Source organism: Halosimplex amylolyticum (assembly GCF_051414035.1).
In the GTDB taxonomy this organism is placed as follows: Archaea; Halobacteriota; Halobacteria; order Halobacteriales; family Haloarculaceae; genus Halosimplex; species Halosimplex amylolyticum.
Genome location: NZ_JBLKNW010000001.1, coordinates 680,355 through 696,000, shown reverse-complemented (window position 1 = coordinate 696,000; position 15,646 = coordinate 680,355). Strand labels below are relative to the sequence as shown.

Here is a 15,646-nt window from a genome sequence, read left to right as displayed (position 1 = left end):
CTATACCGATGTCCCCCACGTCACGCAAGCGACTGCTCGCGGCGCTCTGTCTCGCATTGCTCACCGTGACCGCCGGATGCAGTTTCCTCGCCGGCGACGGCGGTCCATCGACCGCGTCGCCGCCGGCAGCGACCGACGCCGCGCCGACGGCGACTGCCGCTGCATCGACCCCGACCGACCTGCCCTCGTCGCAGGCCACCGCGGCGCCGACGGACGCGGGTGCGGCTGCGACGCCCGAGTCCGGCGAGGAGCTCACGGTGCGCGGGAACCTCTCCGTGGACGTCGACCGCATCTTCGAACGCGTCGAGCGACTCCACGGCGTGGACGTGGATCCGCCGACTGTCGTCGTCTTCGAGTCGAGGGATGCCGGCTCCTTCGAGTCGAACTTCTACGGGGCCTTCGGCCTGACTGGGACAGTTTCCGCGGCCGGACAGGCCACTCGACAGGGGACAGTGTACATCGAATCGAACGTGTCGATGCCCGAACGGGTCCTCGCACACGAATTCGCGCATCACGTCCACTCGCAGAGGCGATGGCGACCGAGCGGCCTCTGGCGAGTTACGGCCGACGAACGGCAAGCTGCCACGGCGGTCAGTGAGGGAAGTGCCGTCTTCGCTACCGACGCGTACGCGAACGCCCCGAAAACCGATGTACCCCTGGAAAGTGACGTCCTCCAGTACGGATACAACCGATCTGAATCACCGTTCAGGGTGTTCACGGCGAAGTACATCGTCGGCGCCGAATACGTCGAATCGCAGGTCGACTCGCCGAGTGAACTGAGCACGGTCCTACGAGACCCGCCAGAGACCACCGAGGAGCTCCTCCATCCGGATCGGTCCGTCTCACTGGGGAACCTCACGGTTGCGCCGAACGAGTCCGCGGACTGGACGGTCGAACTGGGCCACTACCCCTCCGACGCCGACAGGCGCGGCGAACTAATCGTCCGCGAATTCCTGCGGCTGGAACTCGACCGCAAGACGGCCGACGCGGCCGCGGACGGCTGGGACAACGACCGGAGCCTGACCTTCTCCGCGACGGCCGACGAGAACCGGACGGCCATCGCCTGGACGCTCCGGTGGGAGAACGCGACCGAGGCCGACGAGTTCGCCGCCGCCTTCGACCGCTTCGCGACTCGGCGCAGCGCGAACGCCTCCCTTTCGTTCGCCTCGGAGCGCGTCGCGCCTGAAACCGTCGTCGTCTTCGCTGGCGACGAGTCGTTCGTCCACGGCGCCACCGCTCGCGGGACGAACGAGTCGGTGCGTATCGCGGCGCCAGGCCGGTCGGAGACGGCGTCGGCCACCGCAGCGCGGTCCGACCTATCGGGTTAGCGATCGACCAACCGCCACCCGACGGCGCCACAGAGCGCGAACCCGTAGGCGTTCAGCGACCCGTGGAGCGACACCATCCTCCCGATGCTCAGTCCCAGCGGGTTCGTCCCCCCGAATGCCGCGACGCCGTACCCGAGCGCCAGCACCATCGACGCCGGGAGCGCGAGCGCCGAGAGCCCCACGAGTGCGGCCGGAAGCACGTCGAGCGACGGAACGACGCGGACGAGCACGAGCAGGCCGAACGCGGCGACGGCGAGCGTGAACGCGCCGACGGCGACGACCTCCACGAGCGGCGAAAAGGAGATGCCGACCGCGATGAGCGCCGGACCGACGAGTATCACGCCGGCCGTCGTCCGGGCGAGCCCCTCGAAGCCGTCGAGGCGTCGGCCCGTGACGCCCGCGAGGACCGGGAGCGCGAACCCCGCGAAGTGGAAGTGAACGGCGGTGAGGAGGACGATGACTGGGTCGAACCAGAACGTGATCCCGCGGTGGAAGAGCACGAGTGCCACGGCCGCGACCACGACGTACGCCAGCCCGGCGTCGACCAGCGTCTCGGACAGTCGGTTCGGGGCCAGGCCGCGCTCGCGGGCTCGGACGAGACCCGCGAGCGCCAGAAGTGCGGTCACCGGGAGCCAGGCCGCGGCCGCGAGCGTCGCGGTGAGTTCCGAGGACGCCACCAGCGACACCAGCACGAGCGGAGCCGTGGCCGGCTGAGTCACCGCCGCGAGTGCGAGGAGCGCTCCCGGAGTCCCGTCGAACCCCCGCTCAGCGGCCAGGCCGATCCCGAGCGGCACGACGACGAGCGGCGCGAGTGCGAGCGCCTGCTCGACCGGCGAGAGAGCGCCCGCAACAGCGGCGAGCGTCCACAGCGCCCCGCCGGCGACCGCGCTGACGTCCGTGACTCGGACGCCGCGGATCGACGGGATCTGCGCCGCCACTGCGCCCCCGGCGTCTCCGCTCGCGGCGCTCGTCTCGGTCCCGACACCGCCGCCGTCCCCACCGCTCATGGCGGGAGCGGGTCGATCCCGGTCGTCGGCTTCAGGTCGGTCGGAACGACTTCCATCGCTCGCCGTTCCTGCGTGAACGACCCGCGGTAGCCGAGAATGTGCCCAGCCAGTCCGCTCTCGACGGTGGCGGTGACGTAGAAGCGCTCGTCGGCCTCGTCGTAGCGGTCCCGGACGGTCACGTCGACCGCCAGCGGGCCGGGGGTCGGCAGGTAGCGCCCGCCGATTCTCGTCCACTGCTTGCCGCCCTCGACGACGAGCGCCCCGTCGTCGACGCGCGGGTGGAGTTCCGAGACGACGTGGCCGCCCGTCCCGAGGAAGTCGAACAGGCGCTCGCGCTGGTCGTCCCAGACCGTCAGCGAGTCGAACTGGCGAACCGTGCCGTCGAACTCGAACTCGCGGCGGGTCGTCAGCGCCTCGTAGCCCGCCGGGTCGCGAAACCCGACCGTCGTCACCGAGAAGGGGACGTCCGTCCCCGACTCCGGGAAGAGGAGGTTCCGCAGCGGCATCGCGTAGAGCACGGGGAGCGCGAGCGTTCCCCGGGTGATGTCCATGGTTCCGCGGCCCACTGTCGCGTACGCGTCGTCGGGTCCGAGGCCGTAGCGGTCCCGGACCTTCGGATGGAGGTCGTCGACCGCCGATCCCAGCGCGCGCTCGTAGACGCCCGTCACCCGACCACCGCCGCTACCCACACCGGTCGCGAAGCTACCTGTCTGTCCATACCGTCCGCTGGCACGCCGGCACACAAAACCGTTGGTGCCGCCGCTACGGCAGCGCGGCCCGTGAAAAGAGGTGGGCTCCGGCGGTCAGGACGCCTGCTGGATCATGTCGCGGGCCTCGTCGTCGCTCAGATCCATGTCGTGTTTCTTCTCGGCGTGTTCTTTGACGTGCTCGATGACTTCCTGCTCGTCCTCGGATTTGATCATGAAGTCGTCGTTCTGGCTGCATTCGACCTGATATGCCATACGCGCTCCGTGGGACCGACCGGGTTTAGCTATACACGGGTTTCGAGTCGGTAGGGAGACGACACTCCCGAGTAACACGTCAGATCTGTCGAGTAAGCCACCGTCGGGCGACCTGCTCGACGTGGGGTATCAGGTGGAGACGCCGACAACGCGGGCTTACTCGTCGCGCAGCAGCGCGTCCTCGCCGTGGCGGTCGCGGAGGTCCCGGAGGTAGCGCTGCTGTTCGCGGACGCGCGGAGTGGCCTCGTCGTAGGCGTGCTCGAACCACTCGTCTACGTCGGGTTCGTACGCCTCCGCGCCCGCGATCAGGTCTGCGACGCGCTCGCGATTGCGCTCGCCGATGGCGTCGACGCGCTCGTCGTCCAGCAGGTCGCGCTCGCGGAGGAACGCTTCCATCCGGGGAATCGGGTCGCGGTCCTTCCACCGCTCGACCTCGGCGTCGTCGCGGTACTTCGTCGGATCGTCGGCAGTCGTGTGGGCGCCGTAGCGGTACATCTCCGCCTCGATCAGCGTGGGGCGCAGTTCGTCCTCGTTAGGATCGCGCGCTTTCTCGACCGCGGCGGTCGTCACCTGGTACACCGCGAGCGGGTCCATCCCGTCGACGCGGACGCCCGCGAACCCGTAGGCGTCGGCCTTCTCGGCGATAGTCGCGCTGGCCGTCTGGCGCTCGCGGGGCACCGAGATGGCGTACTGGTTGTTGTTGCAGAAGAATATCGCCGGGGCGTCGAAGACGCCGGCGAAGTTCAGCGCCTCGTGGAAGTCGCCCTCGCTCGTGGCGCCGTCGCCGAAGTGACAGCAGACGACGCGGTCGTCGCCCTGGAGTCGCGCGGCCCACGCCATGCCCGTGGCGTGGGGGAGGTGGCTCGCGATGGAGATGTTGAGGGGGAAGATGCTGCGGGAGGCGAGCCACGCGTTGCCGACCTCGTGGCCCTTCCAGTACAGCAGGTACTCCGGTTCGATGCCGCGGACGACGACGGCGCCGTGTTCGCGGTACTGGTCGAGGATCCAGTCGTCGTCGCGCAGGGCGTGCGTCGATCCGATCTGGGCGGCCTCCTGTCCGGCCAGCGGCGGATACGTCCCCAGGCGACCCTGCCGCTGGAGCGAGACGGCTCGCTCGTCGAGGTGGCGGGCCAGCCGCATCTGCGCGTACATCTCGACGAGTTCCTCGTCGGACAGGTCCGGGACGGTCGCCCCGTCGCGGACGCGACCCTCGGCGTCGAGGACCTGGACCAGGCCGTCGTCGGCCGCGGTGGGTCGCTCGTCGGTCACGTCGGTCACAGTGGGGGCGAACGCGCACAGCGGATAAAGTCGTTTTCCCGGCGGCGACGGACCGGACGAACCAGCGGAGTCGTTCGGACCCGTCCCGCGACTCCGATTAGATTTAAAGGGCGACGGTCGGTACAGAGTGGTATGTTCGAGAAGGTCCTCGTCGCGAACCGCGGCGAGATCGCCGTCCGCGTCATGCGCGCCTGCGAGGAGCTGGGAGTCGGGACGGTCGCCGTCTACAGCGAGGCCGACAAGTACTCGGGCTTCGTCCGCTACGCCGACGAGGCCTACAACATCGGGCCCGCCCGCGCGGCCGACTCCTACAACGACGGGGATGCCGTCATCGAAGCCGCGAAGAAGGCCGACGCCGACGCCATCCACCCCGGCTACGGGTTCATGGCCGAGAACGCCGACTTCGCCGCCCGGGTCGAGGAGACCGACGGGATAACCTGGATCGGCCCGTCCAGCGAGGCGATGGAACGCCTCGGCGAGAAGACCCACGCCCGCCAGGTGATGCGAGACGCCGACGTACCCATCGTCCCCGGGACGACCGAACCCGTCACCGACGTCCAGCAGATCAAGGACTTCGGCGAGGAACACGGCTACCCGGTCCTCATCAAGGCCGAAGGCGGGGGCGGTGGGATGGGCCAGGAGGTCGTCGAAGGCCCCGAAGCGGCCGAGGAGGCGCTCGAAACCGCACAGCGCGAGGGGGAGGCGTACTTCTCGAACGCCTCGGTCTACCTCGAACGGTTCCTCGACAACCCCCGCCACATCGAGGTGCAGATCCTCGCGGACAAACACGGCAACGTCCGCCACCTGGGCGAACGTGACTGCTCGCTCCAGCGGCGCCAGCAGAAGGTCATCGAGGAGGGACCCAGCCCCGCGATCACCGACGAACTCAGGGAGAAGATCGGCGAGGCCGCCCGCCGGGGCGCCGAGGCCGGCGACTACTACAACGCCGGCACCTTCGAGTTCCTCGTCGAGGACGAGGACCGCAACGACGAGGGCCTGCTCGACACGGACGCCGACTTCTACTTCCTCGAGGTGAACACGCGAATCCAGGTCGAACACACCGTCACCGAACAGTTGACCGACATCGACATCGTGAAGTGGCAGATCCGGGTCGCCGCCGGCGAGGAACTCACCTTCGAACAGGACGACGTGGAACTGGAGGGCCACGCGATGGAGTTCCGGATCAACGCCGAGAACGCCGCCAAGGAGTTCGCGCCGGCGACGGGCGGGTCGTTCGACGTGTACGACCCACCGGGCGGCATCGGCGTCCGGATCGACGACGCCCACCGGCAGGGCGACGACCTCGTGACCGACTACGACTCGATGATCGCGAAGCTCATCACCTCCGGCGAGGACCGCGCGGAGTGTATCGCCCGCGGGAAGCGCGCACTCGCCGACTACGACATCCAGGGCTTCCCGACGATCATCCCGTTCCACCGCATGATGCTCACCGACGACCCGTTCCTCGAAGGGCGCCACACCACGAAGTACCTCGACGAGGAGATGGACCACGACCGGATCGAGGCCGCCCAGCAGCGGTGGGGCACCGAGACGGAACCCAGCGGCGACGACGACGAGGAGGTCGTCGAACGGGAGTTCACGGTCGAGGTCAACGGCAAGCGATTCCAGGTCGACCTCGAAGAGCGGGGCGCCCCGGCCATCCCGACGGGCGGCGACGGGTCCGGCGGCGGCCAGGCCCAGCGGCCCCAACCCGGCCGTGGCGGATCCGACGGCGACTCGGACGGCGGCGTCTCCGCGGAGGGCCAGGAGATCACCGCCGAGATGCAGGGGACCATCCTCGAAGTCAACGTCGCCGAGGGCGACGAGGTGGCCGCGGGGGACGTGCTCTGCGTGCTGGAAGCGATGAAGATGGAGAACGATATCGTCGCCGAGAACGCCGGCACCGTCACTCACGTCGAGGTCAGCGAGGGCGAGTCCGTCGACATGGGCGACACGATGTTCGTCCTGGACTAGCCCGCGTCAGGCGACGGGAGCGACGGTTCGTTCCCGCCGTCGGGGACAGATCGGTCCCCCGTCGTGGACACGTCGCTTCCACCGTCGGATGACGACTCACCCGACAGAGGATTCTCGCGGGCCCGCGCGTCGTGGCGGATCGAGGCCCAGGCTGCCGTCTCTGACGGCGTCCACGAAGTCCCAGGGGTAGTAGTGGATCCAGCCGTCGACGTGTGAGCGGTCGACGTCGTCGACGACGACGCGGACCGTCGCGCCGTCGCGGAGGGCCGCGAGCAGTCGGAGTCGCTCGTCGCGCGGGGGCATCGTGGCCGAGTCGACGCGGGGAGCGGTCGCGGCGAACATCGCGCGGAGCCCCGGGTACCGGTGGAGGTGCCACTCGACGCGCATCATCCCGGCGAGGAGGCGCGACCGGACGCGACCGGCCCCGAGTTCGGCGAGCAGTTCCGGGACGCCGGGGACGTCGGCCTCGTAGCGCAGTCGCTGGTTCCCGATGGCCCACACCTCGACGCCTTCGCGGTCGTCGAACGCCCGGAGCCACGCCAGCGGGACGGCCTCGCGGTCGGCCGGAGGGTTGACGTCGACGGTGTCGTCGCGGTCGAACGCGAGGATCGTCGTCATCGACCGGATCGACGGGAACGACGCCGATAGTAAGTCGACGGTGAACGCGGGTAACCACTCCGTTCGATTGCGGGTCAGACCGTTGGCGGCGGACGGCTTCGGACGGCTCGGGACAGCGGTGGCGCACGGGGCTCGGACGGGTCGACCGAGAGGCCGCGTGCCGGCATCACTCGTCGTCTGCCTCCGGTGGCTGGCGTCCGCGCGGATCGTCCGGGTCCGGTCGTGCGGCCGCGTCGGCGTCACCGTCGATGTAGAACACCGCGAGCGGATACCCGCGCTGTCGCTGCCGCCAGGCATCCCCGGGACGAGGCGGTGGGGCCGGATCCCCGGGCTCCGGGCCTGTCGACTGGCAGTCGCAGGGACGGGTGTCCGGTCGCTGCGACGCCCCCCAGGCGCACGCTCCGGACCGAGCGAACGACGAGACGACCCGAACGAGGAGTCGCGACGCGGCCGCGACGACGAGGGCCACCACCGTCCCGAAGACCAGCCACTCGCGGCCGCGGTAGAGCGCCCACAGCGCGACGACCAGGAGCATCTGTCGGAATCGTCCGGGTCCCGAGATGGCTTTGAGTAACGCGCAGATCAGCTGTTCCGGACCGAGCGCGAGGTCGCGAACCCGCCCGCGGCTCGGATCCGTGTCGCATCCGTTGTTTCGTACTGTCATCGTTTGACGGAGGGCGGCACCACACCGCTGGGATCGGGTGTGCGCTCCACCCCCCTATGCTTGGTAACGTACCGCAAACCCATAGTATTAAGAACTGAACGTCGTTCACGCCGTGATTATTTCCGACGAAGCGATCCGCTACTCCCGTCCCGAACGTCGTTCGGACGAGCGACGGCCTCGATGCCCGCGAGCGGTCGAGATCGCCCGTCTGCTCGGGCCCGAGTCGACGGTGATCGGCCGTTTTACCGATCCTACGGCCGAGCCTGGCGATCCCGGTCGGCCCGCCGCCGTCCCCGAAACTAGATCCTTACCGGGCACGTCGTCGTGAAGTGATACATAGTTCACGAATAACAAACTACCTGTCATTCGTGTAATCACTCGGGGACGCCGCCCGACGGAACGGCCGGTCGCGCCTCGACTGGAGGGACGGCGGGCAGTCCGACGGGGAGCGTACCATGTACGTGGGCATCGACCACTCGACGACCGGCATCAAGGTCGCGGCCATCGGCGACGACGGCGAGTTGACGACCGCGTTCCGGATAGACCGCCGGAACGTCGAGACGGCCGGGGCGTTCCTGGAGGTGCTAGACGACCGAATCGGGCTCTCGCGAGTCTCGCTCGCGACGGTCACGTACGCATTCGGGAACGCCATCGACGAGATCGAAGGCATCGAAGACGTCCCGAACAGGGGCACGACCGATCTGGTGGGGCTCGACTACGGGACCGGCGCGGGAGCGACCGTCTTCGACCGACTGTACGACTCCGCCGTCCCGACGGTCGTCCTGCCCGGCGTCCACCGGGGACTGGACACACTCCACGCGTTCTTCAGGCACTACTCGGCGCTGGCAGGGGCGGACAAGGTCGCGTCCATGCGGTACGCGCTGGAACGGTTCCGGGCGGAGTTCGACGCGTCGGGGGCGTTCATCTGGGTGTGCGCGAGTTCCTCCTGCATGGCCGGACTCGTCTGCGGCGGGCGACTGACGGGCTTTTTCCACTGGGTCGGACCGGTGCACGGCTGGCCCGACCCGGAGGCGGTCCGCCGCGGCGTCGAGTCGGACTTCGAGGACGTGTTCATGCGGTGCGGGCTCCTCCCGCGACGCGGCGCGGACCTCACCGACGTCCACGACATCGCCGACCGGGACCTCCTCCAGAGCGTGTACTGGTCGACGCTCATGAACGTCTACGCGCTGTATCCGTTCGCTCGCGACCTTGGCGCCGATGGCCTCGACGCCGTCGTCCTGAGCGGTCGCCTGATGCGACGTGAACGTCCGTTCCCGCTCGGCCGACGGGTGTACGAGGCCTGTGTCGACCTCGCCCCGGTCCGGTTCGCCGAGCCGTACACGTCGGCCCAGGGCGCGGCGCTGGTCGCCAGGGACGTGGCGGCAGGCGCGGACGAGGTTCTCGGGATCCCGGTCGGGGACGTGCCCGGCGGCAGGGACCGGTGAACGCGGACGCGCTCAGATCGGCGACGTGTCGTTCGCGGAGACCAGTTCCTCGAACCACGCCTCGGCCCAGGTCAGTGCGGCCGGGGTGTCGTTCACGACGACGCCCCGGAGGCTCCCGCCGTCGTCCCCCACGGGGACAGCGACGACGTCGTCGCCGACGAGGAGCCCGTACATCTCCGTCGCCGTCGTCTCGTACACCGTGGTGTGGTCGGCCTCCGTCAGGTCCGCGAAGCGGTCCGGGTAGTTCCGCTCCAGCGTCTCGACCACGTCGGCGGTGAACACGAGCGTCGCCGGCATCGCTTCCTCGACGACGAGTGAGTAGAACGCGTCGACGTACGACGGCAGGACCGTACTCGAGTACCCCCGGATCTCCGTCGCGTCCGCGGCGGCGTCGACGACGTCGAGGAACGGCTCCTGGGGCGCGTGCTCTGCTGCCCGGTGTGCGGTCGCGCCCTTCAGCAGTCGCATGTCGATCGGGGAGTCCCGCGGGAGCACCGACAGCACGTCTCTCATGTCCGTGAGCGTGGTGAGCGCCGCTCGCGTCCGCGTGAACTCCTGGCAGAACAGTTCGCCGAACGCCGTCAGTTCGTGGGTCGTTCCCGACGACGCCAGCACGCCGAGGTCCTCCAGTTCCCGGAACGACCGGTCGATCGTCGGCCGCGAACAGGCGATCTGGCGCTCCAGTTCCCGCTTGTCGAGCGTCCCCGCGCAGACCAGACAGAGCAGGTCCGTCCGTCTGTTATAGATATCGAGAACGTCAGCGACTGCTTCGTCCCCCATTATCGTGTGCTTTTATCGTCAACAAGTAAAATCTAACGGACGTAATTGATATTCGAATTATACGACGCGATCGGTCCGCGTCGCGCCGACCCCGGGGGACCGTCTGTCCGGGGTCGGTTCCTCCGGGGGCCGTCTGTCCGAGGTCGGTTCCTCCGGGGGAGTGCCAACACGCGTGGGCGGCCGGACAGAGAGCCCGCTACGACCGGGACACGCAGCGCGGTCCAGATCGGGTGCGGCGACCGCGGGCAGCGCCACGCTCGCGCCCCACGTCAGCGACCGCTTCGAGGTCAGCTGCGCGGCGCACCGACCACGCTGCGAGACGCTCTCGCGACGGGTCCCCCGACCGCCGCGCTCCGGACCACTTACAACCGGTCGCGGGCTACGCGGAGCCATGCAGGAGACGCGAGAGCGCGTCCTCGACGCGCTCGCCGACGGGCCGGTCACCGGACCGGAACTGGCCGAGCGACTGGACGTCTCGCGGGCGGCCGTCTGGAAACACGTCGAGGCGCTCCGCGAGGAAGGGTTCGCCGTCGAGAGCGGCAGTGACGGGTACGTCATCGACGCGTTCCCCGAGTTCGGTGGGTCGGCCGTCGAGTACGGCCTGGACGCCCCCTTCGAGGTGGAGTTCCACGACTCCGTCCCGAGCACGAACGCCAGGGCGCGAGACCTCGCACAGGCGGGGGCCGACGACGTGGTCGTCCTCGCCGACGAACAGACGGGCGGCCGGGGTCGACTCGACCGCGAGTGGTCCTCGCCGAGCGGCGGGGTCTGGCTGAGCGTCCTCACGCGGCCAGCGGTTCCGGCCACGCACGCGCCGGCCTACACGCTCGCGGCCGCGGTCGCCGTCGCGAGGGCGGCCCGGGAGGCCGGCGTCGACGCGCGGATCAAGTGGCCGAACGACGTCGTCGTCCCGGGCACCGACGACGACGGCGCCGAGGTCGACCGGAAGCTGGCCGGGATCTTGACCGAGATGGAGGGCGAGGCCGACCGCGTGTCGTGGGTGATCGTCGGGATAGGGATCAACGCGAACGTGGACCCGGACGACCTGCCGAGCGAGGCCGACCCGGCGACGCTCCGCGGAGAAGTTGGCGACGTCGACCGACGGCTGTTCACCCAGCGCGTGCTGGAGGAGTTCGACGACCTGCGCGGCGACCTGGAGGCGGTCGTGCCGGCCTGGAGAGAGTACGCGACGACGCTCGGCAAGCGCGTGCGCGTCGACACACCCGGCGGCGAGGTCGTAGGCGACGCCGTCGACGTGGCGTTCCCCGGGGCGCTCGTCGTCGACACCGGGGACGAACGGGTGACCGTGACCGCCGGCGACTGCGAGCACCTGCGACCGGTCGGGGAGTGAAGTCGTTCGGCAGGCGGTACGACGGCCCCGCTCAGGAGCCTTCGGCGCTCTGCGCCGGGTCCGGGTCCGCATCAGTGACGCTGTCCGACTCCGTGGCCCGTTCCGCTTCGGCGGCGTCTTCCGTCTCGACGGTGGCGGCCGCGCCGCCGACGGGCACCGTGACGACCGGGACGGCTGACTTCCTGACGACGCGCTCGGCGACGCTCCCCAGCAGGAGCCGGTCGATCCCGCCGCGGCCGTGGGTCCCCATCACGACCACGTCGACGGGTACCTCCCGCGTGTAGCGGACGATCTCGGTGCTCGGCGTCCCCTCGACCGTGGCCGTCTCCACCTCCACGTCCTCGGGCGCCACCCGTTGGAGCTGTTCGAGCGCCGTCTCCCCCTCCGATTCGAGCACCTGTCGAACCCCCTCCCAGGAGGTCTCCATCGGGAGCCCCGTGAAACTCGTCGCGTCGATGACGTACAGCGCCCGGATCGTCGCGTCGTGGACCCGCGCCAGCTCCCCCGCGTGGTCGATCACCCGTTCGATCCCCGCCGACCCGTCCGTCGGCAGGAGGATCGTCTCGTAGAGACTCATGCTACCAAATACCACTCGCGGCTGTATAACCCTTCGGCAGGAGCGGAGACCGGTGAACGACGAGAGTGGCGAGAATCGGCTTCACGCGGATGGAACGCGGGAAACGGGAAAGTCCGCGGCGACGACCTGGCCGTGCGATGCGGATCAGGCGCTCATCATGTCGCGGCAGGACTGGGCGCACTCGCGCAGGACGTCCGCGCAGACCTGGCAGTGCTCGGCGTCGTGGCGCGCGCACTCCTCGGCGCACTCCTCGCAGGCGCCCGCGCAGGCCTCGGCGAGGGCGGTGCTGTAGTTCGACCCGCGGGCCATGAACCTCGCGTGCAGCGACGTCAGATCGGCCACGTCGCGACAGAGGCGGGCGCACTGCTCCATCTCTTCGTCGCCGAGGCACTCGTCGGCGCACCACTCGGAGACCTCGGCGGCCTCGTTGCAGTTCTCGATGCAGTCGCGCTGTTCGTCGCTCAGCCGGTCGATCTTCGAGACGGTCTCTGAGAGTGACATTGCGTACGAAATAGGGCCTGACCGCCGTTCAACAGCGAGCCTGTATCTCCAAGGCCGTCGATCGCAGTTCCCGGCCAGGGACGTGCCCGGCGCTCACCGCCCGGGCAAGTACACCTCTGACACGTCCGCGACGCCGGCACGCCGGACGGCCGCGCGGACGGGGTCTTTCGCGCCGGAGAGGTTGTCGGAGTCGCCGTCGAGGACGAGCAGTTTCGCGTCGCGGCCGGGTTCGACGAGTCCGCAGTTCAGGTCCGCGATCTCGGCGCCGTTGACGGTCGCCATCCGCAGGACATCGCGGGCGCTCACGTCGGCGATCTTCGCGGTGAACTCCATCTCACGGAACATGGAGGGGCTGTTGAGGAAGACGTTGTCCGTCCCGAGCGCGACAGTCGTCCGTTCGAGGAGATCCGCGACCGGCGGGAAGCCCACGTCCGTGACGAGGTTCGAGCGCGGGCAGACCGCGACCGGGATCTCGCTGTCGGCGACGCGGTCGAGGTGCAGTTCCTCGGCGTGGACCATGTGGACGAGGAGGTCCGGGTCCAGGTCGAGCGCGGGGTTGATGTCCGAGGCGTCGACCTCGCCGGCGTGGATGCCGAACAGCTTCCCGGCGCGGGCGGTCGCGTTCCGTTCCCGGCTGAAGTCGCCGTCGTTCGCGCCGCTCGCGCCGAATCCGTCGCTGGCCTCCATCGCCGCGACCGTCTCGCGACCGAGGACCACCGGGTCGATTTCCAGCCCGTGGGCCGCTCGTTCGAAGGCCTCGACGCCGTCGGCGCCGCCCTCGCGGAACTCGATGCAGGCGGCCGTCCCCGAGTCGACCATGAACTGCAGGGAGCGGCGCATCGCCTCGACCTTCTCGTCGGTGCTCGCCTGCCGGAGCAAGCGGTGTTTCAGGCCGTCCGGCGGCGCGACGAGTTCTTCGAGGGAGAGCCCGCCGCCGGCCTCCTTGGCGATGGAGTCGCCGATGTGCGTGTGCGCGTTGACGAACGCCGGGAGCACGACGTCGTCGCTGTGGGTCGACTCCTCCTCGATGGCCGCGATCTCGCCGTCTTCGACGACGACGCGTCCCTCGACGGGTTCGAACTCGCGACCGCGGAGGATGGTGCCGTCGAACGTCGTGGAGTCGGTCATTACACAGTCACTCTGGTGGCGTCAGTTAAAATCGTCGAGGGTCGCGTGGACGCCGGGCCGCACGTCGCGGACCCTGGTGTCTTCCAGGTCGAGCCCGAGCGCGCGGACGGCCGCGTTGCCGACGCGCTCGGCCGTCTCGTCGGGGGCGTACACGCCCAGGCGCCACTGGTCGTGCTGGGCGGCGCGGAGGGCACTGACCAGCGTCGACTGCTCGCTCAGTCGGCGCACGTCGCCGTTGACGAGCACGCGGCTGCTCGATTCCTGCATCGACGGCCGGGCCGGCACGTCGAGGATCACCGCGTCGGGGTCGACGTTCGCCTCGTCGGCCACCGCCCGCTCGTGTTCCCAGATCGCCTCGTGGTCCGCGTCGATCAGCGACTCCGGGACCGCCTCCATCTCCGCCCAGACCGCGCGCTTGTACAGATCGCGGCGGTCGAGGCGGTGGGCGAACGCCGCCGTCGCCTCGCACTCGCGGAGGGCGACCCGGAGCCCGTAGTCGTCCATCCGCCGGAGTTCCTCGCCGTCGATCTCGGTGTGAGCGAGCAGGCGCTGGGTACCCCGGCGCAGCATCGCCTTCGCGATGCGGGAGACGTGGTGGCTGTAGACGGTCGGGTTCATCAGCGCCCGCGAGAGGAGGAGGCTCTCGGCCGCCTGGACGTTGCCCTCGTCGAGGACGAGGTCGCCGTCGACGAACCGGAGCGCCCGGACGAGCCGCTCGGCGTCGATCGTCCCGTAGGAGACGCCCGTGTGGTGGGCGTCCCTGACGAGGTAGTCCATCCGGTCCACGTCGAGTTCGCCCGAGACGATCTGGCCGAGTTCCCCGTCGCCCGCGACCAGGTCGGCCACGCTGTCGGGGTTCAGCCCGTGGTCGGTCAGGACGCGCGCGACCGGGCCGCTGCCGAGGAGGTCGCCGACATCGTCGTGGTACTTCCCGGTGCGGCGGTGGACGACGTCCTCGATGTTGTGGCTGTAGGGCGCGTGGCCCACGTCGTGGAGCATCGCCGCGGCGCGGACCCGTTCGGCCTGTTGGCCCTCGATGCCGAGGTGCGACAGCGCCTCGGTGGCGAGGTAGTAGACGCCCAGCGAGTGCTCGAAGCGGGTGTGGTTCGCGGAGGGGTAGACGTAGGTGACCGTCCCGAGTTGCTTGATCCGGCGGAGGCGCTGGACGGGCGGCGTGTCCAGCAGATCGGCGGCGACGCCCTCGACCGCGATGTGGTCGTGGACGCTGTCCTTGATCGTCGTCATTGGGTCGAAATTACGCGTCTCCCGACATAAGGGTCAGCATCGACTGCCGCGACCGTCCCGACCGCGGCCGTCGCGACTCCGGGGGCGAACGCGACGCCGGGAACGGCGGATCAGCCGAAGACCGCGAGCAGGTCGTACAGTTCCTGTTCGGTGGCGTTGCCCCTGCGGACGGGATCGCGGGGCTTGCGGCCCGTCACCTCGACCGTCTCGATGGCTCGTTCGGGGCCGTAGCCGCGGTCGTGTGCGAGCCAGGCGGCGAGCACCTGTCCAGTGCGGCCGATCCCGTCGAGACAGTGGACGACGACCCGTTCGTCGGCGGCGACGGCGTCGTCGAGGAAGGGCAACAGTTCTCTGTCGAGGAGGGCGGGGCTGACGAGGCGGCCGTCCGGGACGGGCGCGTGGAGCACCCTGTCGTCGCCGAACGCGTCGACGTATCCGTCGGCGTCGCAGTCGTCGGGGCAGGCGGCCCCGGGCTGGAGGCTACAGACGCGCTCGACGTCGTGAGCGCGGACGACGGCGATCCAGTCGGCGAGGGCCTCGCTGTGGGCGGCGGCGGTGTGCCAGCCCGGACTACACGCACCGTAGACGTGCTCCTCGTCCGGTGCAGCGGGGGCGAATCGGTGTGCGTCTGCACCCGATTCTCGGTTGTGAACGTCTGGCATCGGATCCTGGTCGGATCACTCGACGACCCCCCTTGAGTCTAGAGGTGCAATTCTCACGTCTGACAATAGTTCGATCGCGACGATCCGGTGCAGTGTGGCGATTCCAGACCGCGCTGCGGCCCGGAG

16 protein-coding genes are annotated in these 15,646 nt (G+C 69.5%); 4 read left to right on the top strand and 12 right to left on the bottom strand.

The genetic code is table 11. The annotated features are described in order from the left end of the window. The first annotated feature begins 8 nt into the window (after window positions 1-8). Complete coding sequence (locus ACMGFE_RS03185; RefSeq protein ID WP_436923643.1) at window positions 9-1,328, top strand: hypothetical protein; 1,320 nt, start codon at window positions 9-11, stop codon at window positions 1,326-1,328. Here ACMGFE_RS03185 and ACMGFE_RS03180 read toward each other — a convergent pair. The 4 genes from ACMGFE_RS03180 to pdhA all read right to left on the bottom strand — a co-directional run bounded on the left by ACMGFE_RS03180 (window position 1,325) and on the right by pdhA (window position 4,575). Further along, window positions 1,325-2,335: a YndJ family transporter gene (locus ACMGFE_RS03180; protein WP_436923642.1), complete on the bottom strand. Its 1,011-nt coding sequence runs from the start codon at window positions 2,333-2,335 to the stop codon at window positions 1,325-1,327. The two genes, ACMGFE_RS03185 and ACMGFE_RS03180, sit on opposite strands and share 4 nt — an antisense overlap. Next, the gene (locus ACMGFE_RS03175; protein WP_436923641.1) at window positions 2,332-3,003 is read right to left on the bottom strand and encodes a DUF4166 domain-containing protein; all 672 of its coding nucleotides are present in this window, start codon (window positions 3,001-3,003) and stop codon (window positions 2,332-2,334) included. The genes ACMGFE_RS03180 and ACMGFE_RS03175 overlap by 4 nt, the downstream gene beginning before the upstream one ends. Window positions 3,004-3,138: 135 nt before the next feature. Next, the gene (locus ACMGFE_RS03170) at window positions 3,139-3,297 is read right to left on the bottom strand and encodes a DUF1059 domain-containing protein (protein ID WP_436923640.1); all 159 of its coding nucleotides are present in this window, start codon (window positions 3,295-3,297) and stop codon (window positions 3,139-3,141) included. Window positions 3,298-3,453: 156 nt separating this feature from the next. After that, window positions 3,454-4,575 carry a pyruvate dehydrogenase (acetyl-transferring) E1 component subunit alpha gene (pdhA, locus tag ACMGFE_RS03165; protein ID WP_436923639.1) on the bottom strand — a complete coding sequence of 374 codons (1,122 nt, stop codon included), beginning with the start codon at window positions 4,573-4,575 and terminating at the stop codon, window positions 3,454-3,456. 132 nt (window positions 4,576-4,707) lie between these two features. Between pdhA and ACMGFE_RS03160 the strand changes: the two genes are divergently transcribed. After that, a complete protein-coding gene (locus ACMGFE_RS03160) occupies window positions 4,708-6,549 on the top strand; it encodes an acetyl-CoA carboxylase biotin carboxylase subunit (RefSeq protein WP_436923638.1) in 1,842 nt (613 codons plus the stop codon). Window positions 6,550-6,645: 96 nt separating this feature from the next. On the opposite strand, the gene ACMGFE_RS03155 is transcribed toward ACMGFE_RS03160, so the two are convergent. Further along, window positions 6,646-7,167 (bottom strand): adaptin protein, encoded by a 522-nt coding sequence (locus ACMGFE_RS03155; RefSeq protein ID WP_436923637.1) that lies wholly within the window; start codon window positions 7,165-7,167, stop codon window positions 6,646-6,648. Between the two features lie 166 nt (window positions 7,168-7,333). Beyond that, window positions 7,334-7,702 (bottom strand): hypothetical protein, encoded by a 369-nt coding sequence (locus ACMGFE_RS03150; RefSeq protein ID WP_436923636.1) that lies wholly within the window; start codon window positions 7,700-7,702, stop codon window positions 7,334-7,336. A gap of 584 nt (window positions 7,703-8,286) precedes the next feature. Between ACMGFE_RS03150 and ACMGFE_RS03145 the strand changes: the two genes are divergently transcribed. Beyond that, a complete protein-coding gene (locus ACMGFE_RS03145) occupies window positions 8,287-9,276 on the top strand; it encodes a hypothetical protein (protein ID WP_436923635.1) in 990 nt (329 codons plus the stop codon). A 12-nt stretch (window positions 9,277-9,288) separates the two neighbouring features. Here the strand turns inward: ACMGFE_RS03145 and ACMGFE_RS03140 are convergent, their stop codons facing one another. Then, complete coding sequence (locus ACMGFE_RS03140) at window positions 9,289-10,056, bottom strand: helix-turn-helix transcriptional regulator (RefSeq protein ID WP_436923634.1); 768 nt, start codon at window positions 10,054-10,056, stop codon at window positions 9,289-9,291. Between the two features lie 391 nt (window positions 10,057-10,447). Between ACMGFE_RS03140 and ACMGFE_RS03135 the strand changes: the two genes are divergently transcribed. Further along, entirely contained in the window at window positions 10,448-11,407 is a 960-nt protein-coding gene (locus ACMGFE_RS03135; protein WP_436923633.1) for a biotin--[acetyl-CoA-carboxylase] ligase, read from the top strand. Window positions 11,408-11,438: 31 nt separating this feature from the next. On the opposite strand, the gene ACMGFE_RS03130 is transcribed toward ACMGFE_RS03135, so the two are convergent. The 5 genes from ACMGFE_RS03130 to ACMGFE_RS03110 all read right to left on the bottom strand — a co-directional run bounded on the left by ACMGFE_RS03130 (window position 11,439) and on the right by ACMGFE_RS03110 (window position 15,520). Beyond that, window positions 11,439-11,984, bottom strand: a complete 546-nt coding sequence (locus tag ACMGFE_RS03130; protein ID WP_436923632.1) for a universal stress protein — start codon at window positions 11,982-11,984, stop codon at window positions 11,439-11,441. A gap of 144 nt (window positions 11,985-12,128) precedes the next feature. Next, complete coding sequence (locus tag ACMGFE_RS03125; protein ID WP_436923631.1) at window positions 12,129-12,485, bottom strand: four-helix bundle copper-binding protein; 357 nt, start codon at window positions 12,483-12,485, stop codon at window positions 12,129-12,131. Window positions 12,486-12,578: 93 nt separating this feature from the next. Next, window positions 12,579-13,613 (bottom strand): amidohydrolase family protein, encoded by a 1,035-nt coding sequence (locus ACMGFE_RS03120; RefSeq protein ID WP_436923630.1) that lies wholly within the window; start codon window positions 13,611-13,613, stop codon window positions 12,579-12,581. Between the two features lie 21 nt (window positions 13,614-13,634). Further along, the gene (locus ACMGFE_RS03115) at window positions 13,635-14,858 is read right to left on the bottom strand and encodes an HD domain-containing protein (protein WP_436923629.1); all 1,224 of its coding nucleotides are present in this window, start codon (window positions 14,856-14,858) and stop codon (window positions 13,635-13,637) included. A 110-nt stretch (window positions 14,859-14,968) separates the two neighbouring features. Beyond that, the gene (locus ACMGFE_RS03110; protein ID WP_436923628.1) at window positions 14,969-15,520 is read right to left on the bottom strand and encodes a protein-tyrosine phosphatase family protein; all 552 of its coding nucleotides are present in this window, start codon (window positions 15,518-15,520) and stop codon (window positions 14,969-14,971) included. Between the last annotated feature and the right edge of the window lie 126 nt (window positions 15,521-15,646).

Coding starts and splice junctions, on each gene's coding strand:
- ACMGFE_RS03160 (WP_436923638.1), top strand. CDS start 4,708: ATGTTCGAGAAGGTCCTCGTCGCGAACCGCGGCGAGATCGCCGTCCGC.
- ACMGFE_RS03185 (WP_436923643.1), top strand. CDS start 9: ATGTCCCCCACGTCACGCAAGCGACTGCTCGCGGCGCTCTGTCTCGCA.
- ACMGFE_RS03120 (WP_436923630.1), bottom strand. CDS start 13,613: ATGACCGACTCCACGACGTTCGACGGCACCATCCTCCGCGGTCGCGAG.
- ACMGFE_RS03130 (WP_436923632.1), bottom strand. CDS start 11,984: ATGAGTCTCTACGAGACGATCCTCCTGCCGACGGACGGGTCGGCGGGG.
- ACMGFE_RS03145 (WP_436923635.1), top strand. CDS start 8,287: ATGTACGTGGGCATCGACCACTCGACGACCGGCATCAAGGTCGCGGCC.
- ACMGFE_RS03110 (WP_436923628.1), bottom strand. CDS start 15,520: ATGCCAGACGTTCACAACCGAGAATCGGGTGCAGACGCACACCGATTC.
- ACMGFE_RS03155 (WP_436923637.1), bottom strand. CDS start 7,167: ATGACGACGATCCTCGCGTTCGACCGCGACGACACCGTCGACGTCAAC.
- ACMGFE_RS03140 (WP_436923634.1), bottom strand. CDS start 10,056: ATGGGGGACGAAGCAGTCGCTGACGTTCTCGATATCTATAACAGACGG.
- ACMGFE_RS03150 (WP_436923636.1), bottom strand. CDS start 7,702: ATGCTCCTGGTCGTCGCGCTGTGGGCGCTCTACCGCGGCCGCGAGTGG.
- ACMGFE_RS03125 (WP_436923631.1), bottom strand. CDS start 12,485: ATGTCACTCTCAGAGACCGTCTCGAAGATCGACCGGCTGAGCGACGAA.
- ACMGFE_RS03180 (WP_436923642.1), bottom strand. CDS start 2,335: ATGAGCGGTGGGGACGGCGGCGGTGTCGGGACCGAGACGAGCGCCGCG.
- ACMGFE_RS03115 (WP_436923629.1), bottom strand. CDS start 14,858: ATGACGACGATCAAGGACAGCGTCCACGACCACATCGCGGTCGAGGGC.
- ACMGFE_RS03170 (WP_436923640.1), bottom strand. CDS start 3,297: ATGGCATATCAGGTCGAATGCAGCCAGAACGACGACTTCATGATCAAA.
- ACMGFE_RS03135 (WP_436923633.1), top strand. CDS start 10,448: ATGCAGGAGACGCGAGAGCGCGTCCTCGACGCGCTCGCCGACGGGCCG.